This window comes from Paenibacillus sp. CFBP 13594, assembly GCF_014842675.1.
In the GTDB taxonomy this organism is placed as follows: domain Bacteria; phylum Bacillota; class Bacilli; order Paenibacillales; family Paenibacillaceae; genus Paenibacillus; species Paenibacillus amylolyticus_B.
In genome coordinates this window covers 1-23,531 of record NZ_JACYVQ010000004.1, presented here as the reverse complement: position 1 = coordinate 23,531, position 23,531 = coordinate 1, and the positions used below count along the sequence as shown (strand labels likewise).

The 23,531-nt window shown below is 46.0% G+C and carries 20 protein-coding genes and 9 tRNA genes; 3 read left to right on the top strand and 26 right to left on the bottom strand.

Annotated features, from left to right (window positions below):
* Positions 1 to 55 precede the first annotated feature (55 nt).
* Positions 56 to 517, bottom strand: a complete 462-nt coding sequence (gene dtd / locus IFU39_RS13945; RefSeq protein ID WP_192133249.1) for a D-aminoacyl-tRNA deacylase — start codon at positions 515 to 517, stop codon at positions 56 to 58.
* Positions 518 to 529: 12 nt separating this feature from the next.
* The gene (locus IFU39_RS13940; RefSeq protein WP_091020468.1) at positions 530 to 2,707 is read right to left on the bottom strand and encodes a RelA/SpoT family protein; all 2,178 of its coding nucleotides are present in this window, start codon (positions 2,705 to 2,707) and stop codon (positions 530 to 532) included.
* 374 nt (positions 2,708 to 3,081) lie between these two features.
* On the opposite strand from IFU39_RS13940, the gene uraA reads away from it, so the two are divergent.
* Complete coding sequence (gene uraA / locus IFU39_RS13935) at positions 3,082 to 4,398, top strand: uracil permease (RefSeq protein ID WP_091020470.1); 1,317 nt, start codon at positions 3,082 to 3,084, stop codon at positions 4,396 to 4,398.
* Between the two features lie 160 nt (positions 4,399 to 4,558).
* Here the strand turns inward: uraA and IFU39_RS13930 are convergent, their stop codons facing one another.
* From IFU39_RS13930 to IFU39_RS13905, 6 genes are all read right to left on the bottom strand, one after another.
* Positions 4,559 to 5,074, bottom strand: a complete 516-nt coding sequence (locus IFU39_RS13930) for an adenine phosphoribosyltransferase (protein ID WP_192133247.1) — start codon at positions 5,072 to 5,074, stop codon at positions 4,559 to 4,561.
* Between the two features lie 37 nt (positions 5,075 to 5,111).
* Entirely contained in the window at positions 5,112 to 7,520 is a 2,409-nt protein-coding gene (recJ, locus tag IFU39_RS13925) for a single-stranded-DNA-specific exonuclease RecJ (protein ID WP_105601832.1), read from the bottom strand.
* A gap of 40 nt (positions 7,521 to 7,560) precedes the next feature.
* A complete protein-coding gene (locus tag IFU39_RS13920) occupies positions 7,561 to 8,520 on the bottom strand; it encodes a cation diffusion facilitator family transporter (protein ID WP_091020475.1) in 960 nt (319 codons plus the stop codon).
* Positions 8,521 to 8,593: 73 nt separating this feature from the next.
* Positions 8,594 to 9,502, bottom strand: coding sequence for a protein translocase subunit SecF (gene secF, locus IFU39_RS13915; protein ID WP_091020476.1), 909 nt, complete (start codon positions 9,500 to 9,502; stop codon positions 8,594 to 8,596).
* Positions 9,492 to 10,742, bottom strand: coding sequence for a protein translocase subunit SecD (secD, locus tag IFU39_RS13910; RefSeq protein ID WP_091020478.1), 1,251 nt, complete (start codon positions 10,740 to 10,742; stop codon positions 9,492 to 9,494). Before secD ends, secF begins: the two co-directional genes overlap by 11 nt.
* 91 nt (positions 10,743 to 10,833) lie before the next feature.
* A complete protein-coding gene (locus tag IFU39_RS13905) occupies positions 10,834 to 11,073 on the bottom strand; it encodes a post-transcriptional regulator (RefSeq protein ID WP_036617497.1) in 240 nt (79 codons plus the stop codon).
* Between the two features lie 227 nt (positions 11,074 to 11,300).
* Here IFU39_RS13905 and spoVB point away from each other — a divergent pair, with 227 nt between their 5' ends.
* A complete protein-coding gene (gene spoVB, locus IFU39_RS13900; RefSeq protein ID WP_192133245.1) occupies positions 11,301 to 12,923 on the top strand; it encodes a stage V sporulation protein B in 1,623 nt (540 codons plus the stop codon).
* A gap of 3 nt (positions 12,924 to 12,926) precedes the next feature.
* On the opposite strand, the gene IFU39_RS13895 is transcribed toward spoVB, so the two are convergent.
* A complete protein-coding gene (locus tag IFU39_RS13895; protein WP_105601856.1) occupies positions 12,927 to 13,655 on the bottom strand; it encodes a YetF domain-containing protein in 729 nt (242 codons plus the stop codon).
* 228 nt (positions 13,656 to 13,883) lie between these two features.
* On the opposite strand from IFU39_RS13895, the gene IFU39_RS13890 reads away from it, so the two are divergent.
* On the top strand, positions 13,884 to 14,276 hold the full coding sequence (locus tag IFU39_RS13890; RefSeq protein ID WP_091020482.1) for a TIGR04086 family membrane protein: 393 nt from the start codon (positions 13,884 to 13,886) through the stop codon (positions 14,274 to 14,276).
* A gap of 126 nt (positions 14,277 to 14,402) precedes the next feature.
* Here IFU39_RS13890 and yajC read toward each other — a convergent pair whose 3' ends face one another.
* The 17 genes from yajC to IFU39_RS13805 all read right to left on the bottom strand — a co-directional run bounded on the left by yajC (position 14,403) and on the right by IFU39_RS13805 (position 23,389).
* Complete coding sequence (yajC, locus tag IFU39_RS13885) at positions 14,403 to 14,714, bottom strand: preprotein translocase subunit YajC (protein ID WP_036616875.1); 312 nt, start codon at positions 14,712 to 14,714, stop codon at positions 14,403 to 14,405.
* Between the two features lie 68 nt (positions 14,715 to 14,782).
* A complete protein-coding gene (tgt, locus tag IFU39_RS13880; protein WP_036616872.1) occupies positions 14,783 to 15,919 on the bottom strand; it encodes a tRNA guanosine(34) transglycosylase Tgt in 1,137 nt (378 codons plus the stop codon).
* Positions 15,920 to 15,962: 43 nt separating this feature from the next.
* Complete coding sequence (queA, locus tag IFU39_RS13875; protein WP_091027605.1) at positions 15,963 to 16,991, bottom strand: tRNA preQ1(34) S-adenosylmethionine ribosyltransferase-isomerase QueA; 1,029 nt, start codon at positions 16,989 to 16,991, stop codon at positions 15,963 to 15,965.
* Positions 16,992 to 16,997: 6 nt separating this feature from the next.
* A complete protein-coding gene (locus tag IFU39_RS13870) occupies positions 16,998 to 19,103 on the bottom strand; it encodes a SpoIID/LytB domain-containing protein (protein WP_197997792.1) in 2,106 nt (701 codons plus the stop codon).
* 104 nt (positions 19,104 to 19,207) lie between these two features.
* Positions 19,208 to 20,218 (bottom strand): Holliday junction branch migration DNA helicase RuvB, encoded by a 1,011-nt coding sequence (gene ruvB, locus IFU39_RS13865; RefSeq protein ID WP_091020485.1) that lies wholly within the window; start codon positions 20,216 to 20,218, stop codon positions 19,208 to 19,210.
* A gap of 55 nt (positions 20,219 to 20,273) precedes the next feature.
* Positions 20,274 to 20,888 (bottom strand): Holliday junction branch migration protein RuvA, encoded by a 615-nt coding sequence (ruvA, locus tag IFU39_RS13860; RefSeq protein WP_036616866.1) that lies wholly within the window; start codon positions 20,886 to 20,888, stop codon positions 20,274 to 20,276.
* Positions 20,885 to 21,388, bottom strand: coding sequence for a crossover junction endodeoxyribonuclease RuvC (gene ruvC / locus IFU39_RS13855; protein WP_017686765.1), 504 nt, complete (start codon positions 21,386 to 21,388; stop codon positions 20,885 to 20,887). Before ruvC ends, ruvA begins: the two co-directional genes overlap by 4 nt.
* 316 nt (positions 21,389 to 21,704) lie before the next feature.
* The gene (locus IFU39_RS33410) at positions 21,705 to 22,397 is read right to left on the bottom strand and encodes a BofC C-terminal domain-containing protein (RefSeq protein WP_192133241.1); all 693 of its coding nucleotides are present in this window, start codon (positions 22,395 to 22,397) and stop codon (positions 21,705 to 21,707) included.
* A 202-nt stretch (positions 22,398 to 22,599) separates the two neighbouring features.
* A tRNA-Pro gene (locus IFU39_RS13845) sits at positions 22,600 to 22,673 on the bottom strand.
* 7 nt (positions 22,674 to 22,680) lie between these two features.
* Positions 22,681 to 22,759 (bottom strand) — tRNA-Leu (locus IFU39_RS13840).
* 16 nt (positions 22,760 to 22,775) lie between these two features.
* A tRNA-Arg gene (locus IFU39_RS13835) sits at positions 22,776 to 22,852 on the bottom strand.
* A 6-nt stretch (positions 22,853 to 22,858) separates the two neighbouring features.
* Positions 22,859 to 22,933, bottom strand: a tRNA-Gly gene (locus IFU39_RS13830).
* A 24-nt stretch (positions 22,934 to 22,957) separates the two neighbouring features.
* Positions 22,958 to 23,035, bottom strand: a tRNA-Asp gene (locus IFU39_RS13825).
* Positions 23,036 to 23,062: 27 nt separating this feature from the next.
* Positions 23,063 to 23,136: transfer RNA gene (locus IFU39_RS13820), tRNA-Met, on the bottom strand.
* 17 nt (positions 23,137 to 23,153) lie between these two features.
* A tRNA-Val gene (locus IFU39_RS13815) sits at positions 23,154 to 23,229 on the bottom strand.
* Between the two features lie 8 nt (positions 23,230 to 23,237).
* Positions 23,238 to 23,309 (bottom strand) — tRNA-Glu (locus IFU39_RS13810).
* A gap of 4 nt (positions 23,310 to 23,313) precedes the next feature.
* Positions 23,314 to 23,389 (bottom strand) — tRNA-Asn (locus tag IFU39_RS13805).
* Positions 23,390 to 23,531: the final 142 nt, after the last annotated feature.

Sequence of the window (23,531 nt, the reverse complement as noted above, 5' to 3'; positions counted from 1 at the left end):
ATCATGAAATAGTCATCAACGAATTATCCCTCATTATGGCCTGAACCCTATGAAATTATGCACGTAGTTCCTGACGAACCGGACTTTCAAGCATCAAAGTCACGGGTCCCCAGTTGGTAAATGTTACATCCATCATCGCTCCGAAACGCCCGGTTTCCACCTGAATACCTTTATCCCGTAGCAGTTGATTAAACGTTTCATATAACAGTTCTGCCGCTTCAGGTCGGGCCGCAGCCGCAAAGCTCGGGCGCTTTCCTTTGCGACAATCTCCGTACAGGGTAAACTGGGAAACAGACAATACAGCACCGCCTACATCAAGCAGGCTGAGATTCATCTTCTCCTGATCATCCTCAAATATCCGCAACCCACTAACTTTGTCAGCCAGATACTGGGCATCCTTCCCGGTGTCCTCATGGGTAATGCCTACGAGCAGCATTAATCCGGATTCGATCTTACCTGTCAGCTCGTCTCCCACAGTCACCTGAGCCTCTTTACAGCGTTGTACAAGCACCCTCATCTTACAGGCTCCTTACTGCATAATCCGATGCACTGAATAGACATCTTTCACACGTTTGATCCGTTCTACAACGGATTGCAGATGATCCGTATTACGAATCAGAATTGTGACGTGCACCAATGCTAATTTATTTTTATCTGTCCGTCCTGTAACGGCAGATATATTGGTTTTACTTTCAGATACAGCCTGAAGTACCTCATTGAGCAAGCCATTCCGATCATGGCCTGTAATCTCAATATCCACACTGTAACTTGCTTCGATATTCTCTTCCCACTCGACCTCTATAACACGTGCTGCTTCTTCACCGTCTGCACTTGTAGGAATATTCGGACAGTCACTACGGTGTACGGAAACGCCGCGTCCACGTGTAACGTATCCGATAATGTCATCTCCAGGTACAGGATTACAGCATCGTGCGAATCGAACAAGCAGATTATCGATGCCTTTGACACGAATACCGTTGGTTGGTCGATTTCTGCGCTCAGGCGCAGGTTTCAGCTCGCGCATCTCAGAATTTAATTCCAGCAAACTGGATTCTTCCTGCTCTTTACGCAGTTTTTCGGTTGCTTTGGTTACAATCTGTGCAGCAGTAATCCCACCGAATCCAACAGCCGCAAGCATGTCCTCAATATCATTAAATGCATATTTTTTGGCAGCTTCCATCAACTTGTCATCCGTCATCCACGCAGAAGGATCAAGCCCCATACGTTTCAGTTCACGCTCACAGCTTTCCCGACCTTTTTCAACGTTTTCTTCACGGCGTTCCTTCTTGAACCATTGTTTGATCTTCGCTCGTGCATGAGAAGATTTCGCAATTTTCATCCAGTCCTGGCTCGGTCCGTAAGAATGTTTGGACGTCAAAATTTCGATGATATCACCTGTCTTCAGATGATAATCAAGCGGAACAATCCGACCGTTTACTTTGGCACCAATGGTCCGATTACCAACCTCCGTATGAATTCGATAAGCAAAATCCAAAGGAACAGAGCCGATCGGCAATTCAATGACTTCTCCTTTTGGCGTAAATACAAATACCAGATCCGAGAAGAAATCCATTTTGAGCGATTCTACGAATTCTGACGCGTCCTGTGCTTCATTTTGGAGTTCAAGAATTTCGCGGAAGAACGTAATTTTATCTTCGAATTGCGGACCTGCCGCTGCGCCTTCCTTATATGCCCAGTGAGCAGCGATACCAAATTCAGCAGTCCGGTGCATATCCCATGTCCGGATCTGTACTTCCGTTGGTTCGCCATTGGGACCAACTACGGTTGTATGCAGCGATTGGTACATATTCGCCTTTGGCATCGCAATATAGTCTTTAAAACGTCCAGGCATCGGTTTCCATAAGGTGTGTATAATTCCCAGGGTAGCATAACAATCCTTGATATTATCCACAATAATACGAATGGCAAGCAGATCATAAATTTCGTTAAACTGCTTGTTTTTGGTGGTCATTTTCTTGAACACGCTGTAGATATGTTTCGGGCGGCCCGAAAGGTCTGCCTGAATGCCCATCTCATCGAGTTTGTTCGTAATTCCGTCCATAACCGTATCAATATATTGCTCACGTTCGGCACGCTTTTTGTGCATCAGGTTCGCAATACGGTAATATTGCTGCGGATTCAAATAACGGAGGGCGATGTCCTCCATTTCCCATTTGATCGCAGAGATCCCCAGACGGTTCGCAATCGGACAGAAAATTTCCAGCGTCTCATATGAAATTCGGCGCTGGCTTTCTTCCGACTGAAACTTGAGTGTCCGCATATTATGCAGACGGTCAGCCAATTTAATCACGATGACACGGATGTCCTGCGCCATGGCGATGAACATTTTGCGGTAGTTCTCGTTCTGCTGTTCTTCCTTGGAGCGGAACTTAATACGTTCCAGCTTCGTCAAGCCGTCAACAAGCATGGCACACGTATTGCCGAAATGATTGCGGATCTCTTCAAGTGAGACCGTAGTATCCTCTACTACATCATGAAGAAGCGCTGCTATTATGGAGATGGTGTCCATCTGCATGTTCACAACAATGTCGGCAACCGCAAGCGGATGCAGAATATACGGTTCTCCCGATTTTCGCGTCTGTCCATGGTGGGCCTGATCAGCAAATTCGTAAGCTTCTCGTATGCGCACCAGATCGGGTTCTTTGATATATGCCCCGGCCTTCTCGAGTAATTGCTCTATGCCCATTCTGATCTGTTCCGTGTCCTTTCTATACCAAATGGAACCCGTGACAGTGCTGCAACACAGGTTCCCCGTAAAAGTAATTTCCTATAATTATGACGCTTCGCCCGTTTCCCGTCAACTGCTGACGAATAAGAGCGCTTATCCAATTTTTATATTGGTGATCTGTATTACTGTTAACCCGTTTCCCTATGCTTCACAGGGGATTGAATGTATTTCTTTAATTCTTATGTATTATTGCCGTTATTTGCTGAAATAGAAGGAAAATTCATGAAAATATAAATTCCATCGCTCTGCTACGTCAAAAATGTTATTGCTTAATTAAGAGAAACTCTGTAATCTATTGAAAGTTTGTGTTTCGGAAAAGGAGATGAAATTCATTGCAACGCGAAATTCAGGTTAATCAAAAGATGCCACTTGGCTCAGGTTCACTGCTTAGCCTTCAGCATTTGTTCGCCATGTTTGGCAGCACGGTGCTTGTACCTAACCTGTTCGGTGTCGATCCAAGTATGATCCTGCTGATGAACGGGATTGGAACACTGTTGTACATACTGATGTGTAAAGGTAAGATTCCAGCATATCTCGGATCAAGCTTTGCCTTTATTGCACCTGTCACAATGGTATTAAAAGAAAATCCAGGTAACGGTTACTCCATGGCACTGGGCGCCTTTATCATTACAGGTATTGTGTTCTGCCTCGTAGCCCTCATTATTAAATATGCTGGTACCGGATGGATTAACGTAGTCTTTCCCCCAGCAGTTATGGGTGCCATTGTTGCCCTGATCGGTCTGGAACTCGTACCCGTTGCAGCTGGTATGGCCGGATTAATTAATTCGGATCCTGTAGCTAACCCCAACTGGTTTCCTCAGGCAAAACCCATTATTCTCTCTATGGTCACGCTCGGAATCACTGTCATTGGAGCCGTGACGTTCCGTGGTTTCCCCAAAATCATTCATATTTTAATCGGAATTGTATCCGGTTATGTATTGGGTAGTTTAATGGGTCTCGTAGACAAACAAGCTATTGGACAAGCTGATTTCATCTCACTACCGACTGTAACCACACCTACATTTGACTGGTCCGTCATTTTCACCATTTTACCTGTAGCGCTTGTCGTTATCGTAGAACATATTGGACATTTACTTGTAACCAGCAGCATTGTGGGCAAAGATCTTTCGAAAGACCCAGGCCTCCATCGTTCCCTGCTTGGTAACGGGGTATCCACCATTCTTTCCGGGTTTGTAGGATCTACTCCCAATACAACCTATGGTGAGAACATCGGTGTTATGGCACTGACCCGCGTATACTCTACATACGTCATTGGTGGGGCAGCGGTTATTGCAATCGTGCTCTCCTTCTCAGGGACGTTCTCAGCACTTGTAGCTAACATTCCTGTGCCTGTTATGGGTGGGGTATCCCTGCTTCTGTTCGGAGTTATTGCAGCATCGGGTCTGCGTATTCTGGTTGAACAGAAAGTCGACTTTGCCAAGCCGACCAATTTACTGCTTACTACACTTGTACTGGTCATTGGACTGAGTGGTACTGAGGTTGTCTTCTACGGCGTTCATCTGAAAGGGATGGCACTGGCAACCATCGTCGGAATCCTGATGAGCTTGTTGTTCAAACTGTTTGAAGTAATGGGTTGGTTGAATGACGATTCGCAAAAACAGCCTATCACTGAAAAAACGCCTGATTAATCTCACTGTACCGTATATAATCAAAAAAAGCCTGTTCTATCCAACCTTAACGGTTGGATAGAACAGGCTTTTTTATAATCATTAATGCTGTATATTATTTCCCGGGAAACGGAAAAGCAATTCAGGTTTTAATCACAACACTCCAAGTGGAGATTTAAACTTAGTAGTTCATCAATGTGAATACATCGATTTTTCCAGGCAACTTAGCACGACCATTCAGATCAGACAGCTCGATCAGGAATGCAGCACCAACAACGTTCCCACCCAATTGTTCAATCAAGTTGATGGAAGTTGCAATCGTTCCACCCGTTGCGAGCAGATCATCTGCGATCAGGACATTTTGACCTTTTTCAATCGCATCTGTGTGCATCGCGAGTGTATCCTTGCCATACTCGAGATCATAACCAACTTCAATCGTCTCTCCAGGCAGTTTTCCACTTTTGCGAATCGGAGCAAAACCGACACCAAGAGCGTATGCCAGAGGGGCGCCCACAACGAAACCACGTGCTTCAGGTCCAGCAATAACGTCAATTTTGAGATCAGAAACCATCACTTTCAGTTCATTGATCGCATTGCGGTACATTTCTCCATCCTTCAACAATGTTGTAATGTCCTTAAAGCTGATTCCCGGTTGTGGAAAGTCAGGGATGACACGAATATAATCTTTAAAATCCAAAATAATCTCCTCCTAAAATAAATACACAAACTTCCATCTAAGATACGCCCTTCATCCGGGATATCATCCATTGTGTCAGTTGCGGTGTGGCTGCATCCAGCATCACCTGTTCTATCTCGGCCATATTTTCGAGCGCCTGATAGTGACGTGAAGCGGTTAGTTCACGCTTAGGCGGGTTATCCACAAACGTAATTTTGCCGTTATCACGGGTAATGAAGGATAACTCTTCGAATACATCCAACATCATCGTAATCATGCGCGGCGAACAACTACACTGACGACTGAGCACAGGAGTAATCTCTTGTTCCTCCACGGGTTCAGCTTTCCATTTCAACACCTGCATATAAATACGCTTAAAGAGTTCTCTGGAAGGCATCTGAAGGCGATCTCGGCGGTTGCCTGATCCGTGCAGAAGGATGATATTCTCAGCTCCACTGAACAAAGCCAGCATGGCATTAAGTTGTTCCGGGGTTTCCGGCGTATCAAACACAAATAACGTCCGGACTTGTTCCTGTCCATAATGCTGTGCAGCAGCATTACACGGAAATAACCCGACCTTTCTATCATATACCCAAAGGCAAGGTTCATACAATGAATTTCCCTCGGAAACGTCTGTTTCTTTCCGAACAATTGCACCAACAGAACCAGATTTATATCGCAGATGCACCTCAAGTGAGCTCAAGAAATGTTTCATCGCATTTAATGGCTCGGCATTTCCGCGCAAATCAAACACTTGAACCTGAGGAACATGAATGTCCTGAAGCATCAATTGAGGTTTTCTCATTCCATTCCATTCATTGATGGACAGTTCTCCCATCACATCAATAACGGAACCTGGGAGAAGAAATTCTGCTAACGCTCCCTTGCCAAAAGCGACGGTTTCCAGTTGCTGACCATCCTGTTCCAGAACCAGTTTCAGATGGCGTTTCTCTCGTCCCATCGTTCTGGTTTCCTTCACAGTCACACTTCTCAATACAAACCGTGGCGAAGGATTGCTCATTCCAAAAGGCTGCAATCTGTCGATCTCCTGGATCACTTTCAGCGGAACATCACTGATTCTGCATTCATCATCCGCAAGACGTTGAGGTACAAAGTCCTCTTCAGTTAATACAGATGCAGCAAACTCATTCAAACCAGCCTCAAGTTCTTCCAGCTGTTCCCGATGCAAGGTCATACCTGCTGCAGCAGGGTGTCCCCCGTAATGGTCCATAGTGTGTTTATTGACTGTGAGTGCCTGATAGATATCCAAGCCCTCAATGGAGCGCGCAGAGCCCTTGCAGACACCGCTCTCTGGATCGATCCCAAGGATAAGTGTAGGTCGGTAATAACGCTCCAGCAATTTGGACGCCACAATACCAACCACTCCAACGTTCCAGCCCTCACCAGCCAATACGATTACATCTGGAACGGATCCTGAACGTAGCTGTATCTTTTGTTCCAGCTGTGCAGTTGCTTCTTGTAATATGCCCTCTACGACTTGCTGCCGCTCCCGATTCAATAGATCTAGTTGGCCCGCAAGCGTATGAGCTTCATCCAGATTCTCGGTGGTGAGAAGTGATACCGCTCTCCCGGCATGATCCAAACGTCCACTGGCATTAATACGAGGTGCCATGGCAAAGGCAATATTAATTGAAGTCACCTGACTCTGATCCACTCCACTGATTTCCAGCAATGCACTCACACCGGGTAGACGTGAACCACGCATCGATTCTATTCCATAACTGACGATAACCCGGTTCTCCCCTTCCAAAGGCATCAGATCGGCTACGGTACCGATGGCGGCAATCTCCATCCATTCACCGGGTACCTCCCCGATTAGTGCCTGAGCAAGTTTCAGGGCTACTCCCGCTCCGGCCAAACCTTTAAAAGGATACGGACATCCTGGAAGTTTTGGATTAATAAGAGTAAAGGCTTCTGGCAAAATTTCAGGTGGCTCGTGGTGGTCTGTCACAATGACTTCAATTCCCAGTGTTGCCGCATAGGCAATCTGTTCAACAGCACTGATTCCGGTATCCACGGTAATAATCAATGAAACGCCTTGTTGATGGGCCCAATCCAACGCATGGTTGTGCAACCCATACCCTTCATTCGAGCGATGAGGGATATAGATATCGTACGAAGCCCCAAGATGACGCATCAAATGGATCATAAGCGATGTGCTGGATACGCCATCAGCGTCATAATCCCCGTAGATCAAAATATGTTCTTCCCGCTCCAATGCCAGTTTGATACGTGGCACAGCTTCATTCATGCCGAGGAGCAGATAGGGATCATGCATCTGATTAAGGTCAGGATGCAAAAAACGTTCGGCCTCCTTCTCATTGTGCACTCCTCGACTCACAAGCAAACGTCCAACAAGGGGTGAAACGGAAAGCGCCTGCGAGAGTCCCGCAGCCGCCTCCAAATCGATATTCGGTGTATTCCACCGGTATTGCGAATAAAGCAATGATAACGCTCCTTTCCTGATCTACTGGACCCGCGCTTCACTACTGAATTAATGTCGCTTCGTGATCGGGCAGTTCATGATTGGATTTATAGGGATAACCTGGATCATAAGGTATCGCTTGAATCTGTACTTCTTTCACATGACTGAAACGGGTGAGCAGTAATGTCTTGGCACGATTTGCAATCTCCTGTGCTTCCAGTATCGAGATCCTCGGATTCACACTAATGACCAGCTCAATCGTAACGTCATGTTCCTGTTCACGTGCAACCAAATGCTCAATGGTAATGATGCCATATACCCGCTGTACGGTCTCTTTGAAATCTGACGCTTCTTCCTGCTCCAACTCCTGAACGAGTGAACCATAGACTGTGTCCACAATCATTCGGTAACCCTTGTGAAGCACAAAACAGGAAGCAATCAACGCAGCTGTGGGGTCCAGGTAGAGCAGCATGCTCAAACCCGTTTCTTCACCAGCCATCGATCCTATAATGCCGATTAACACGGTGAGCGAACAATAGAGTGCACGGCGATGTTGCTGTGCATAGGCCAGCGCCTGAGACTGGTTTCGTTTACGGAAATATCTGTACTGAAATTGAAAAATCGCTTCTTTCACAGCCAAAGCTGCAACAGCCACCAAAAGTACCGACTTGCCGGGTGCTTCCGGTTCACTTCCGGAGAGACTGCCCAATGCGGAGATGGCAAGCTGTAATCCACCCATGAGAATCAGCACAGATAACAATACTGAGATTCCGGGTCTAGCAACACTTGAATGTTCTTTAAACCGTCCCCTGCGAGCCTTGCTCTTATCACGTACAGACTTGGAGGGAAAGAGACCTGCCAGGGCAGAACCAGCTTCAGAAGCAGAATACAAGCCGTCAGCGAGCAATGATTTGCTGTTTGCCATATAACCGACTCCCGCCTTGATCACCGCAAGTCCCATATTACCAGCAATACCGCTCCATGTGGCAGCCTGGGCAGATGGGATATGTTCTCTGGTCATGAATATTCCCCCTTAATTCTGTACATAAAGTTGCAAAACCGCGCCTGGCAGACGCGGCTTCACAATAAAATGTTTAGTTAGATTCTTTAGCTACTGTCTTAGGTTTGTTCGTTTGTTTACCTTTGAGCGTAAACCATAATGGAGCTGCAATAAAGATTGAAGAATAGGCACCGAAGAATGTTCCGATCACCATCGCCAGAGAGAACATACGAATCGACTCTCCGCCAAAAATAAACAAACAGAGTGAAGCAACAAATACAGTAAATGTTGTATTCAGCGAGCGCGTCATCGTTTGGGCTAAACTATGATTCACCACTTCACGCAAATCAGCTTTCGTTGATTTTTTGGCGAAACGCAGATTCTCCCGAATCCGGTCAAAGATAACGATCGTATCGTTGATCGAGAATCCGACAATGGTTAACACTGCCGTAATAAAGGTCAGATTCACTTCAAGACGGAATATAGAAAATACACTTATAACTACGAAGGCATCATGGAATATGGAAACAACTGCTGCCAAAGCGAATCGCCATTCGAATCGAATCGCAACATAGATCATGATTCCGATACTGGCAATCAGCACCGCATAGATTGCATTACGCTCAAGCTCTTTGGCCATTTCTGGATCAACGGTATTCACTTCATAAGAAGCAGTCTCATCCAGTTTGCTAAATTCTTGCTTGAATTTGCTTTCTTGGTTTTCATCCAGTACGTTCGAGAATCGAATATTAACCCGATCAGATCCAGTTGTAATCTGGACTTCCTTTGTGTCAACACCCAGTTCATTCACGATTGGATTGATTTGCTCCGTTGTAACTGCTTTGGATACGGTAATATCCACATTTGATCCTGAACGGAAGTCAACGGCGTAGTTTAATCCAAGTGAGAGCAAACTGATAATCCCTACCACAGTTAAAATGATCGAGAATGTATAGGCAATTTTACTTCCTTTAATATAATCAAAATTCCAATTAAAGCGCACGAATTTCACTCTCCTTCACTCCGAAGTACTTAGGCTTCTTCAACACGTTAGCCCGTACGAGCAGGGTCAACAGGAAGCGGGAGAAGAAAATATTCGTGATGATACTGGTGACAATATCAAAGATCAGCACGAGTGCAAAACCTTTAACCGCACCTGTACCCAGGAAGAACATAACAGCGGCCGCAATAATGGTAGTGACATTGGAGTCAATGATTGTCCGGAAGGAATGTTTACCACCCGCTTTAACCGAAGACAAGATCGACTTACCACTGCGCATCTCTTCTTTAATCCGTTCGTACGTGATGATATTGGCATCCACCGCCATCCCTATACCCAGGATAAACGCCGCAATACCTGGAAGGGTAAGCACGAATTCTCCTAAATAGAAGATTGCAAGTACCAGCCACGTATGTGTAATCAAGGCAAAACTCGCAATAATACCAGGAATGCGATAAAGCCCAATCATGAACACTAGAATAATAACGGAACCAATCAATCCCGCTTTAATAGTCTGATCCAAAGAAAGCTTACCAAGTGTTGCACCAACACTTTGTGAATACTTCTCTGTAAGTTTCAGTGGCAATGCACCCAGGTTAATGGTGTCACGAAGCTGGTTTGCTTCGTCACGTGTGTAAGCACCCGAAATCTGAGCGGAACCATCTGTCAACTGTTGTCTAACGGTTGGAGCAGATAGAAGCTCATCGTCCAAATAAATAGCGAGAGGTTGTCCGATCAAACGTTTGGTAATCTCGGAAAATTTGGCTTTGTCTTTCACTTGAATGTCAATCATCGGCTCATTCAATTGAGTGAACACAACTTTGGCTGCATTCTCAACAAATTCATTTCCGCGAAGCTCAATTTTGGTGTATTCGCCTTCCTTGTCGTTCTCTGCTTTACTACGGAAGGTCAAAACAGCAGGTTCTTTCATTTTGGCTCTAACTTCAGCCTCATCCGTAACCCCTGCCAACTTCAATCGAATCCGGTTGCTTCCTTCAGTGGTTACCTCCGGTTCGCTTGTTCCAAGCGCATTGGCGCGGCTTTCAAGGCTTTTGGCCGTTTGCACCAAAGATGCTTTCGTTACTTGTTGACCTGCTTCGAGCGGCTCTGCTTCATATAAAATCTCGTAGCCTCCCTTTAAATCAAGGCCCAAGCGTATATTTTTGAGCAGTTCCGGGCTTGTTCCCACCATTACCCCTGTGGTGACAAGCACGACCAGAATGAAACTGATAATTCTTTTCATGCCGTTCCTAGATCCCCTTTCGTTCTCAATATTCCTATTATAGCGATGCCGTAAAAAGCAGTCAATTTTCAACAAAAAAGATCCCTTTCGTCTAGAAAGAGGACCCCCGGTATGCAGACACGGTCATAAAGTTCATAAAGCTTGTTGCTTTCAGTGACAAAATGTCGTTCACCAGCTGGTGAAGCGGTGGAATGCCCTGTTTTTCATATTTATGACTGACGCAATTCCAGACATCTTTGCTGGTGACATATTCGTAACCGACAAGCCTTAATTCCTCCGCCTTGCTACGGCAGAGCATCTCTATTGACTGTTCCAACTCCACATCATTCATTTCTTCCAACGGGGAGCCTCCCTTCGTACATCCAAGCCTTTATGCGGCATCAATATTACATGATTCGACTTCACCTAATCATATTCCTTCTTGCTGATTATGGTTCTTTTTGTTAATCGTGTCCAAGTTGTCATGAGAAGATAAAGGACTGGCATAGGATGAAGAACAACGGCTTTGTCCCGTTTATGTTGATAGCCTGTACTTTCAACCGGGAAAGAGGGGTAGTCTTGAAGAAACAGACATTTATTCAGGGGGCCATGATCCTGCTCGCGGCAGGCATAATTAATCGAATACTTGGTTTCATACCGCGCATTGCGCTGCCACGAGTCATCGGTGCAGAAGGTGTTGGCATCTACCAATTGAGCTATCCCTTTTTTATCGTACTGGTGACATTAATTACGGGTGGTATTCCGCTCGCCGTAGCCAAGCTCGTTGCCGAAGCTGATACCGGTGCCAATCGTTATTCTCCCCAGCGAATCCTGCAAGTAAGCTTAAGTTTTACGTTGACCCTTGGTGTTGTATTCATGTTTTTGTGCATCCTGTTTGCACCCTGGGTTACCAAGTACGTGCTCACTGATGAGCGGGTGTACCATACGTTCGTTAGTATGAGCCCCATGATTGCCATTATCGCCGTATCTGCTGTCTACAGAGGGTACTTCCAAGGCAAGCAAAATATGATGCCTACTGCCATTTCATCCATTGTTGAAACCATCATTCGTATCGTCTGTGTCATTTGGTTTGCCTGGCTTCTCCTCCCCCACGGTATTGCCCAAGCTGCTGCTGGTGCCATGCTGGGCGCGCTCGTTGGAGAATTCGGCGGTATGCTTGTACTCTTGTGGAAGTATAACAGGCAGAAGAAAGAGTTACCGCTCGCTATGCAACAGAACATGTCCAATCTCACAGCCAAACCTTTAAACCCAATACCTTCAGTTCTGAAAGAAACGGGTACTCCACAGCCGGGATTAATCCGGCGTTTGCTTGCAATCTCTATTCCTGTTACAGCAGGCCGATTGGTTGGCTCCTTATCCTATCTGGCCGAAACCATCGTTACTGCCCAGAGTCTGGCTCTGGCAGGCATATCCAAAGGGCTCGCTACAGCACAATATGGTGCATTACAAGGTATGATTATTCCTTTGCTGCTGCTGCCGGGGGCACTAACCTCATCGCTCGCGACATCACTTGTGCCTTCACTGTCCGAAGCTTCTGCTCAGGGAGATCGCGCACTGATTCACAAAAGAATGCATCAGGCCTTACGTTTGGCACTTGTGACAGGTGCTCCGTTTTCCGTGTTTATGTATGTGCTTGCCGAACCGATGTGTCTTGTTCTGTATAATGATGCATCGATCGGAAGCATGCTGAAGCTAATGGCTCCTTTTGCTTTGTTCATTTATATTCAAGCTCCTCTTCAAGCTGCATTACAAGCTCTTGACCGTCCAGGTAAAGCATTGCTAAATACGTTTATCGGTGCTGTTATCAAAATCACGATGATTTTAACGCTTGCTTCCCAGCCTGAATATGGCATCTTCGGTGCAGTCATCGCCATCTGTGTGAATTCTACGGTAGTTACCCTGTTGCATGCCCAAAGCGTACGTAGCCTGCTACAGTTCCGCTTCAAAATGATGGATTGGGTCAAGACGGGTGCAGGAATGTTTATCATGGGAGCAGCGACCCTACTTGTATACGAAGAGACTGCCATGATATTGCCTTTTTGGGTAAGGATGCTTCTCGCTCCTTTTGTCGGGCTTATCGTGTATTTCATCGTCATGGGCTGGACCAAAATGATTGACTTTCATGATCTGTCCCGTGTTCCTTTGATTGGTTCATGGTTCAAGCGCCGGTCAGGCAAATGATTTTCATTTTTTATCATCTTTTGGACTGACATATATCTTCCCATTGTGGTCAATGGAACATATAAATACATCCTTGAAATCCAGAATTCCGTTATATTGAATTTGATTTTTCAGCCAAAATCTCGTTTTCTGAATGATCTCAAGATTCTGATCCTGAACCTTTCCGTCCATAATTAAGGGTAGTGGCAGACCTTCATATTTAATATTTGGAAATTTGATATTTGGAGATCCGTCAATCTGGTTTTTTCCCGTTTTGGATTTACTGGAAGAAGAATCTTCTGAGTCAGAACCGGAAGAATTGCTGTCGTTAGAAATATTCTCATCCTTGGGAAACACGGTCAGCTTGCCTGTGGTCTCCAAAATAGCGAAATCAACCTCACCGATACTGTCTACATTCTGTTCACGGAGTTGTTGCAATAGATCATCCAGATTATAGCGTTGCTTCCGCATCTCATCCCGGTGAAGGACGCCTTTGGAGATCAAAACAGTAGGTTTGCCATCAATTATCAGGCGAAGACGCCGACTTTTAAGACCTATAAAGGCCATTCCGATCTGTACAATGATCAAGGTAAGCATGGGGGCAATCCCGTGAGAGAGCGGTTTATCAATATCTTCAATGACAAAAGCAGCCATTTCAGCAAGCATAATGGACACGACAAGATCAAACATGGATAGCTTACCGATCTCACGTTTACCCATAACCCTCATTGCACAGTACACCAAAAAGTACATGAGAATGGTTCGAAAGATATGTGATCCGACATCTGGGAAGTTCACAACAGGGGTCCTCCTTCGAAACTGAGTTTTTAACAGTTAGCTGGGTAGTGCAATCCCTATTTTGACCTGAACCTTACATGCTCATGCAGAAATAATCCGTTCATTTAATGGAAAACAGTTCATAAGTCCGAAAGCTTGACCATACACTGTATTAACTTATAACTTGTACAAGGGGGTTGCTTCATGCAATTGATCCGCCGCTTGGTTTCGTTTCGAGTGTCCAATCCGATTCTGTCAGGCCTCTGTCAGGCTTTTGTATGGATGTTTATCGGGGCATTTATTCTCTCCTTGTTTCTCTGGATGAGCGGAATGCGGGAACAGGACCTCTCGTTGTATACCTATGTTGTTCATGGCTTGTCATTATTGGTTGGTGGTTTTGTGGCAGGCAAACGTTCTGGTGAAAAAGGATGGTACTACGGAGGGATTACCGGAATCGTATATGGACTCCTTGTGCTGTTGATCGGATTTCTCGCGCTGGATGCTTCGTTTAATTGGAAGGATAGTCTACAACTGCTTAGCGCGTTTTTCATTTCAGCTCTCGGTGGCATATTCGGTGTAAATACGCATCGCTCCTAACTGACTGGTAAAGAACATCGACCTTCACTCATAAATCAAAAAAGAGAACCGGTGTCTCCAGGGAGATCCGGTTCTCTACTAGTGAATACGCCACAAACGTACCCTTATTATTCTATGTTACAGTAACTATTCAACAGCCGTATCACGAGCTACGGCCGTGCTGATTGCATTGCGGTCAAATGTAAGCTTAGTTACATCGTTTACACGCAATACAACCACATCGTCCGTAATCTCAGCGATCGTTCCGTGAAGGCCACCAATCGTTACAATTTTATCGCCTTTTTTCAACTGGCTCAGCATGGAATTCCGTTGCTTTTGCTTTTTGTTCTGTGGACGAATCATTAAGAAGTAGAAAATCGCAACCATGAGTACTAAAGGTACAATCAAAGATACGATTCCACCGCCTTGCGCTCCTGCTAGAGGCATTCCTTGAAACATTCAAAACTCCCCCTTATCGACTATACGTACAGATATTACTTGTTACGCCGGCTTCCGCAAAACTTGAATCAGAAACCTTTGTCATTGTCATGAAGACCATATTGATCGAAAAATTCATCCCGGAAATCAAGCAAACGATCTTCCATAATGGCTTTACGTACGTTACGCATCAAATTCTGCAAGAAATGAAGATTATGGATCGTTGTCAAACGCAGGCCAAATGTTTCATCTGCTTTGATCAAATGACGCAGATAAGCTCTGGAATAGTTGCGGCAAGTGTAGCAATCACATTCAGGATCTAATGGTCCAAAATCTGTTGCAAACTTGGCATTGCGAACTACCAGACGTCCTTGGCTGGTCATTGTTGTTCCGTTACGGGCAATCCGGGTTGGCAGAACACAATCGAACATGTCCACTCCACGAATTGATCCCTCAATCAACGCATCGGGCGAACCTACCCCCATCAAATAACGTGGTTTATTGGATGGCAACAAAGGTAACGTATAATCCAATACACCATACATCAAATGTTTCGGTTCTCCAACACTCAGTCCACCAATAGCATACCCCGGGAAATCCATGGAAGTCAAATCTGCGGCGCTCTGACGGCGAAGATCCTCATGCATGCCTCCCTGTACGATGGCAAACAGACCTTGGTCATGCGGACGAGCGTGACTTTCGAGACAACGTTCCGCCCAGCGGCTTGTTCTTTCGAGTGATTTTTTTACATATTCATATTCAGCCGGATACGGTGGGCATTCATCAAACGCCATCATAATATCGGAGCCAAGTGCGTTCTGGATTTCCATCGCCACTTCAGGAGAAAGGAACTTCTTGTCTCCATTCAGATGAGAACGGAAGTTAACGCCTTCTTCCGTAATTTTGCGCATCTCGCTGAGAGAAAACACTTGGAATCCGCCGCTGTCCGTCAGAATTGGACGATCCCAGTTCATGAATTTGTGCAATCCGCCAGCTTCACGGATGATTTCATGTCCTGGTCTTAGAAACAGGTGATAGGTATTACTCAAAATAATCTGAGCATCCATTTCTTTCAACTCTTCAGGGCTCATTGTTTTGACAGTCGCCTGTGTCCCTACAGGCATAAAGGTTGGTGTCTCAATAATACCGTGAGGTGTATGTACACGTCCCAGACGTGCACCGGATTGTTTGCAAGTTTTGATATGTTCATACGTAATTGCTGCCATTGGTTTTAATCATCCTCTAAAAGTTAATCGTTATACCGTTATACTAATATATCAACATGGCATCGCCGAAGCTGAAGAACCGGTATTTCTCTTGGATGGCTTCCTCATATGCCTGCATAATATGTTCCCTGCCTGCTAGTGCACTAACCAACATAACCAACGTGGATTTCGGGAGATGAAAATTCGTAAGCATCCCATCGATCACTTTGAAGGAATAGCCTGGGTAGATGAAAATGCTGGTCCATCCGCTGCTCGCTTGCAGTATTCCATTTTCAAATTTGCTGCCTACCGTTTCCAGAGTCCGGCAACTGGTTGTACCAACCGCAAAAACACGGTGTCCATTCTCTTTGGTCTGGTTAATCAGGTCTGCTGTTTCTTGTGACAAGGAGTAATACTCCTCATGCATGACATGATCTTCTACAACGTCTACCGACATTGGTCTGAATGTTCCCAGTCCTACATGAAGCGTGATGAAGGCCACATTAACACCTTTGGCACGAATCTGATCCAACAATTCATCCGTAAAGTGCAGTCCCGCTGTAGGTGCAGCAGCCGATCCTTCATGCTTGGCATACACGGTCTGATACCGTTCGCGGTCATCCAATGTCTCCTTGATATAAGGTGGCAACGGCATCTCACCCAAACGGTCCAGAATCTCCTGGAAGATTCCATCATACGTAAACGTAAGCGTACGTGCCCCCATCTCGCCCTCTTCTTCAATGATTGCCTTCAGTTCCTCACCGAATACGATGACCGAACCGGCTTTCAGCTTTTTACCCGGCTTAACCAGTGCTTCCCACTTGTCGCCTTCCACATTTTTAAGCAATAGCACTTCCGCTTTTGCTCCTGTATCTTCTTTTGTACCAAACAGACGAGCTGGAAGAACACGTGTATCATTCAGAATCAATGTATCGCCGGGATTCAGAAAATCGATAATATCAGGAAATGTTTGATGATTAATCTCACCACTATCTTTGTTCAAGGTAAGCAAACGGGATGCCGTGCGATCAAGCAACGGCGTCTGTGCTATCAATTGCTCCGGTAATTCAAAATCATATAAGTTCACATTCATTTAGTTTCATTCCTTAACAATAGTCGCATTTTGATAATAGTGTTTCAATATTGCCTGGTAATCATACCCCTCATCTGCCATGCCTTTGGCTCCCCATTGGGACAAGCCCAATCCGTGGCCATTGCCCTGACCGATGAACATGAAGGTCTGACCCTGCGTTACCGCTCTCGCTTGACCATCACCACTCATCACCACAAGGGCATTACCGGATGATGAGCCTGTACCAGAGGCAGACATTACAGCAGCACCATTAGAACCGGTTTTGCTGGCTGTTTTGCCGTCAGCGCCTAATACAGTATAACTTCCGGTTCCTGCAATATCAAATAAAGTGCTCGGTAATCCACCAAGCGCAGAGCGGTATGTATCGGCATATTTCACCGTCATAGCCTGTCCGTTGGCAGTGACTTCAAGTGCTCTTCCGGAAGGTCCACGCTTGGTCACTTCCAAGGTTGAGATTGAAGCAGGAACAGACGCTGTTGTTTTACCCTGAAGGGATTTAACCAACTGTGCAGACGTGAAAGGTCCTCTCACCCAAGCATAATCATTCGATTGAGCCACTTTTGCCAGTACAACAGCTTCGTTGCCTGGATTCATTTTGGCTACAGGTTCAACGGTGGATTGAATTAACGGAATGGCACGTACATTGGTGTTCTGAGCCGTTACCGTCACTTTGGCCAGTCCCGCATTGGTCTTGGTCGTTAATTCTTTGATGTTATCCTCACGAATGTACCCGCTAACGCCTGAACTCAGCAGCACATGGTACCACGTATGTAATCCTGCCTGGGCTGATGTATCCCCTGAGCTAACCACATTGGTGAACACACCTGCTCCGCCGTTCCATACCTCAGAAGGATGAGCGGTCTGTCCGCCCGCATTGGAGGAGAACACCGCTTCGATAATTTTCCCACCGCTCTTGACTACTTCTCCAGCAGTTGCATCTACTGCGCTGGTTACTTTATCGTTCTCCGAACCAATCCCGTTATAGGCTTGGCTGAGCGTTGTATCCACAACATTGGCAATTTTGAAACGTTCACCCTGTTGAAGCGCGTAGGATCGGGCAGCTACGGCTTGAACTTTCAGAGCTTCAGCAGGCCAGGAGGAATACACCTCTGCCCCTACGACAGAGTACAGGTATTGCTCCAGTGGAACGACATTGACCAACGCCAGATCACCACTTACGATGCTGATTTCCATATCTCCACGATACGTTCGCTGGGAACGTTCCACTACTTTGATACCATTCCCATTCCCTTGTACCAATGCTTTGGATTCAGTACCTGCAATGGTGTAATGGGGAGCTGTTTTGAGTGCATCCGTACTTAATCCTGCATCCTGGCGGATGATGAGCCCTGCACTATTGTTGACAGGTGAAAGGCTTACCCCCGGAGCTTTGGCTTCCACACTGTTCTTTAATGCGGTTAATTCCGCATCCGTTGAAGCTTCACCCACCCATACTGCATATGCTTGGCTTCCTCCACTCAGTTGAAGGACCGGATAAGCACTACTAACTCCTGTTGATAAAAGGTTGGCTTGCGCTGCCTCTGCTTCCTGAAGTGAACCATACGTTCCAGCAGACAGGCGCTTACTTCCGGTCACAGTTGGCTTTTGACCAGCCAATTGAGCTGCTGCTGCCTTTTGTACCCGTGTAACAGCTTGTCCAGCCAGTGCCTCCGTTGCATAATTGCCTGTGTAGAGCTGGTAAATGGCATTTCCATTCACAGACGTTGTGAACAACAACGGCTTATCCGCGGTTGCCTGCAACAATTTTGCTGCTGCAGATGCTGCCTTGAAATCCGCTGTTTCCAACACTTTCACTCTGAAACCATCTGCACTGAAACGAACTTGCCCTGCCGGAAGGCTTACATTTGCGCCACTCTCCGATTGGATGCTCCATTGTCCGGTCGATTCAAGCGTAATGAGTGATGTAGTTGATTTATACGTACTGCCCAGATTCGCAAACAAGGCTACCCGGATCGTCTGTCCATCATTTCCTGCTGCATATGCAGGCACTTGCAGACAACCCACTGTCAAAAGAGCTGCCGCCAGTACCTTCAATCGACGACTCCACTTCTTCGTTCGTATTGCTTTTCCCACAATCAGACTCCTCTCCATGCATTGCCTTCACTTTATATCGGATTAACACACGTAATATTTCAATGTTTATGGTGAACCTTCAATTGGTAAACGTTCGAATCGTGGACTTTCACCAGGCTCTATTATTTTCCGTCTCTTGGTGGAACAGGTAGACCCAAATGATGATAGGCTAGATCTGTTACGATCCTGCCCCTTGGTGTACGCTGAATCATACCAATCTGAAGCAGATACGGTTCATAAACATCCTCGATCGTCTGACTTTCTTCACCAATTGTAGCAGCAATGGTATCCAACCCTACCGGACCTCCCCGGAAGCTGTTGATCATCGATTTGAGCATCTTATGATCGATCTCATCCAGGCCACGCGGATCAATCTGGAGACGTTGCAACGCTTCTTCCGCCAGTGTCTGTGTTATAATCCCGTCACCACGCACCTGTGCAAAGTCACGTACTCGTTTTAACAAACGGTTCGCGATCCTCGGTGTCCCACGTGAGCGCAAAGCAATCTCTTGCGCAGCATCCCCCACAATTTCCACACCCAAAATTTCGGTAGAGCGTGAGACGATATAAGCCAGCTCATCAACTGTGTAGAATTCCAATCGACTGATAACACCAAATCGGTCTCGAAGTGGAGCAGACAGCAAGCCAGCACGCGTTGTAGCCCCAATCAGAGTGAATGGCGGCAGATCCAGCCGAACGGAACGTGCACTTGGACCTTTACCAATCATAATGTCCAATGCGGAATCTTCCATAGCGGGGTACATGACTTCTTCAACTGTACGATGCAAACGATGAATCTCATCAATAAACAGGACATCGCCTTCCTGCAGATTGGTTAACAATGCTGCAAGATCACCCGGGCGTTCAATAGCCGGGCCTGACGTAGTTCGTAAATTAACGCCCAGTTCGTTGGCAATAATATTGGCAAGTGTTGTTTTACCCAGTCCAGGTGGGCCATATAACAAAACGTGATCCAATGCCTCATTACGAAATTTGGCAGCTTCAATATATATCTTTAAATTTTCCTTCACCTGATTCTGTCCGATATATTCATTCAGATACCGGGGACGAAGACTCAACTCAACATTTTGGTCCTCCATCATCAGGTTCGCGGAAATAATCCGATCATCCATGTTCATCCCTACCTTTTTTTGCAGGCTACAGCTATATTAGAATATGCAATTTGTATTATCCCGTAAACAGCATTTGCAGCGCCTTTTTCATCAACACATCAACGGAATCTGCTGTAGTAACATCCTTTTTCAATTTGAGCCATACTTTATCAAGCTCACTGTCAGTATACCCAAGTGCCTTGAGACCTTCACGTGCCTCATCCCAGGCTGAACCACTTCCCGACTCTTCCGATGGAGGAGCGAACAAACCTGTTGCATAAGCTGCCGCACCAAAGCTATCCAGCTTATCCTTGAGATCCAGAATCATGCGTTGTGCAGTCTTCTTGCCGATGCCTGGCAATTTGGTCAAGAACGTAAGATTCTCCTGATAAATCGCCGTAACCACATGTTCTGGTGTACCTCCAGCGAGTATGCCCAGAGCTACTTTTGGACCGATACCGGATACTTCAATCAGTTTACGGAACAAACGCTGCTCATCCCGGGTAACAAATCCAAACAGCAACATCGCATCCTCACGCACATGATGGTGAGTGTACACCGTAATTTCGCCTTCTTGCTTGGCAAACGCAAATGGATTCGGACAGAATACGCGATACCCTACACCATGAACATCCAGCACAATATAATCATTCTCTACATGAATGAACTGTCCTCTTAGAAAATCAATCATTTTCGCAATACCTCATTCAACTTGGAATTTAATGTATAAGAGTGTGCGTGGCACACGGCTACAGCCAATGCATCCGCTACGTCATCCGGCTTAGGAACGACCTGAAGACGCAAGAACATTTTGACCATCTCCTGTACTTGCTTCTTCTCCGCTTTACCGTACCCCACAACAGCCTGCTTGATCTGCATTGGCGTATACTCTGCAATAGGTAAACCCTTCTGCGCGGCAGCGAGTACCATAACGCCTCTCGCCTGACTGACAGACATTGCTGTTGTAACGTTCCGGTTGAAAAAAAGTTTCTCTAGCGCTACTGCGTCAGGTTTGTATTTATCAATCAATTGCACCATACCTTCATATACGTGAAGCAACCGTTCCTCTTCAGGGGTATGAGCTTCCGTCTGAATACATCCATATTGTACGGGTACCACCTTACTGCCGATTTTATCCACAAAACCAAAACCAACAATCGCAATACCCGGGTCAATTCCCAAAAAACGCAAAACCATCTCTCCCTCACAAAAGCGAACATATGTATCGTTCATTTCATTATAACAAAAGATAGACCCTGCGGCAGGAAAAACTTTGTCTAACTGATTACTCGTCTTTATTCGCGGAATTTTTACATGTTTATTCGTATTTTCAACTATTTCAGTATAAACGACAAAAAGGACATCTCTTCGATGTCCTTCATCATATTCCACATATATTTGGGTGTAACGCTTGGTTCCCTAAACCATCAATGTTATTGCTATTGCCACCATTTCACCATCGTTTCAGTACTTCACAATCTTAGTACTGTAGGTGAGGACGTTTGGATTACCCGCCATTATGGATTAAATGATGATCTTCATCCACGGCGTAGTCACTGAACGTAGAGATCACGCTATCATACTCATCCTTGTCCTGAATCCGAATCCCCTGCTGCAATTGATCCAGCACCCCTTCAGGCAAAGAACTTTCCAACGTCCCAACATCCAATTGAAAGAACGTACGAATAACCTTCTCTTTTGCCGGCTTACCCTCGTACAAATTAAGGTTCCCTACAGCATCTATGCTGATATAAGCCTGCTGTTTACAAAGCGGTGAAAGATCATCTACACGTTGCTTCAAATGCAACTCATCTGATGTTCCGACGGTAGCATCCCATTCCGGATGTTGAGCAAGGAGCATCTTCAACTGCGGTCTAGCCATCTTGCCTAACTGCTCTGTCTCCACTCCGCAGATGTACTGTGTTTCCAAAACCACACTTGTCAAATGATCCGGATCAGAATCAAGTTGCTCTACTAACGCCTGAATCTCCTGTTCAGATCTTGTTTCCTGCGTAACAGGCCCCATCACACTGGTTGCCTCACTAAAATTAGTTGTCAGCAAACGCTCAATCGCCGATGAGATGGACAACCCGCTATAAGCCAATATCGTAACTGCAAGCAGAGCCGCCGTCATCCATACTGTTCGTTTCCACCGTCGCCAGCGTCTCTTGAATTGTTTTCTGAAGTTAAACGTGTTCACATGAACCCCTTCTATCACTTTTTAAACCTATTGTGACCTAAAGACTGAGGCTTTATGCACAACTAACTTATCGCTGAAGAAGGAACACACATGTGTTAGGTTAGAGAACTTGTCATAGTGAATACCGGAACCTGCATTTATAGAATCTTATATAGATAAATATAAAAAAACACTATCTAATTATAGATAGTGTTTTTAGAGATCGGGATGACACGATTTGAACATGCGACCCCCTGGTCCCAAACCAGGTGCTCTACCAAGCTGAGCTACATCCCGTTATATATACCGGCGAGAGGACTCGAACCTCCACGGTTTCCCACTCGATTTTGAGTCGAGCGCGTCTGCCATTCCGCCACGCCGGCAAATTTGAAGTTATAATGGCGCGCCCTGAGAGATTCGAACTCCCGGCCTTTTGATTCGTAGTCAAACGCTCTATCCAGCTGAGCTAAGGGCGCAAATATTGGAGCGGAAGACGGGAATCGAACCCGCGACCCTCGCCTTGGCAAGGCGATGCTCTACCGCTGAGCCACTTCCGCATACGGTATTAATAAATATAAAAATGGCGGAACCGACGGGATTCGAACCCGCGATCTCCTGCGTGACAGGCAGGCATGTTAGGCCAACTACACCACGGTTCCAGATCACTTTCTCAAAGGAAAGTATAATTGCGGGGGCAGGATTTGAACCTGCGGCCTTCGGGTTATGAGCCCGACGAGCTACCGGGCTGCTCCACCCCGCGTCGTTATAAAGTTTATATGGTGGAGGCTGAGGGGATCGAACCCCCGACCCTCTGCTTGTAAGGCAGATGCTCTCCCAGCTGAGCTAAGCCTCCAACTTATATGACCCGTAGGGGATTCGAACCCCTGTTACCTCCGTGAAAGGGAGGTGTCTTAACCCCTTGACCAACGGGCCTTAATGGCTCCCCGAACAGGGCTCGAACCTGTGACAACTCGATTAACAGTCGAGTGCTCTACCAACTGAGCTATCAGGGAATATATGCATTTGCAGAGCAAATGCAATTCATCGTACAACATTAACAAGCAGAGCCTGTTTTCTATGTATGATGAAAGAGTTCGCTTGGCGGCGTCCTACTCTCCCAGGACCCTGCGGTCCAAGTACCATCGGCGCTAGAGG

Bases quoted from the DNA above. Each gene is read 5' to 3' on its own strand.
- IFU39_RS13940 (WP_091020468.1), bottom strand. From the start codon at position 2,707: ATGGGCATAGAGCAATTACTCGAGAAGGCCGGGGCATATATCAAAGAA.
- yajC (WP_036616875.1), bottom strand. From the start codon at position 14,714: ATGTTTCAAGGAATGCCTCTAGCAGGAGCGCAAGGCGGTGGAATCGTA.
- ruvA (WP_036616866.1), bottom strand. From the start codon at position 20,888: ATGATTGATTTTCTAAGAGGACAGTTCATTCATGTAGAGAATGATTAT.
- IFU39_RS13905 (WP_036617497.1), bottom strand. From the start codon at position 11,073: ATGAATGATGTGGAGTTGGAACAGTCAATAGAGATGCTCTGCCGTAGC.
- queA (WP_091027605.1), bottom strand. From the start codon at position 16,991: ATGAATGTGAACTTATATGATTTTGAATTACCGGAGCAATTGATAGCA.
- IFU39_RS13895 (WP_105601856.1), bottom strand. From the start codon at position 13,655: ATGTACTTTTTGGTGTACTGTGCAATGAGGGTTATGGGTAAACGTGAG.
- IFU39_RS13870 (WP_197997792.1), bottom strand. From the start codon at position 19,103: ATGGAGAGGAGTCTGATTGTGGGAAAAGCAATACGAACGAAGAAGTGG.
- dtd (WP_192133249.1), bottom strand. From the start codon at position 517: ATGAGGGTGCTTGTACAACGCTGTAAAGAGGCTCAGGTGACTGTGGGA.
- ruvB (WP_091020485.1), bottom strand. From the start codon at position 20,218: ATGGATGATCGGATTATTTCCGCGAACCTGATGATGGAGGACCAAAAT.
- tgt (WP_036616872.1), bottom strand. From the start codon at position 15,919: ATGGCAGCAATTACGTATGAACATATCAAAACTTGCAAACAATCCGGT.
- secD (WP_091020478.1), bottom strand. From the start codon at position 10,742: ATGAAAAGAATTATCAGTTTCATTCTGGTCGTGCTTGTCACCACAGGG.
- IFU39_RS13890 (WP_091020482.1), top strand. From the start codon at position 13,884: ATGCAATTGATCCGCCGCTTGGTTTCGTTTCGAGTGTCCAATCCGATT.
- IFU39_RS13920 (WP_091020475.1), bottom strand. From the start codon at position 8,520: ATGACCAGAGAACATATCCCATCTGCCCAGGCTGCCACATGGAGCGGT.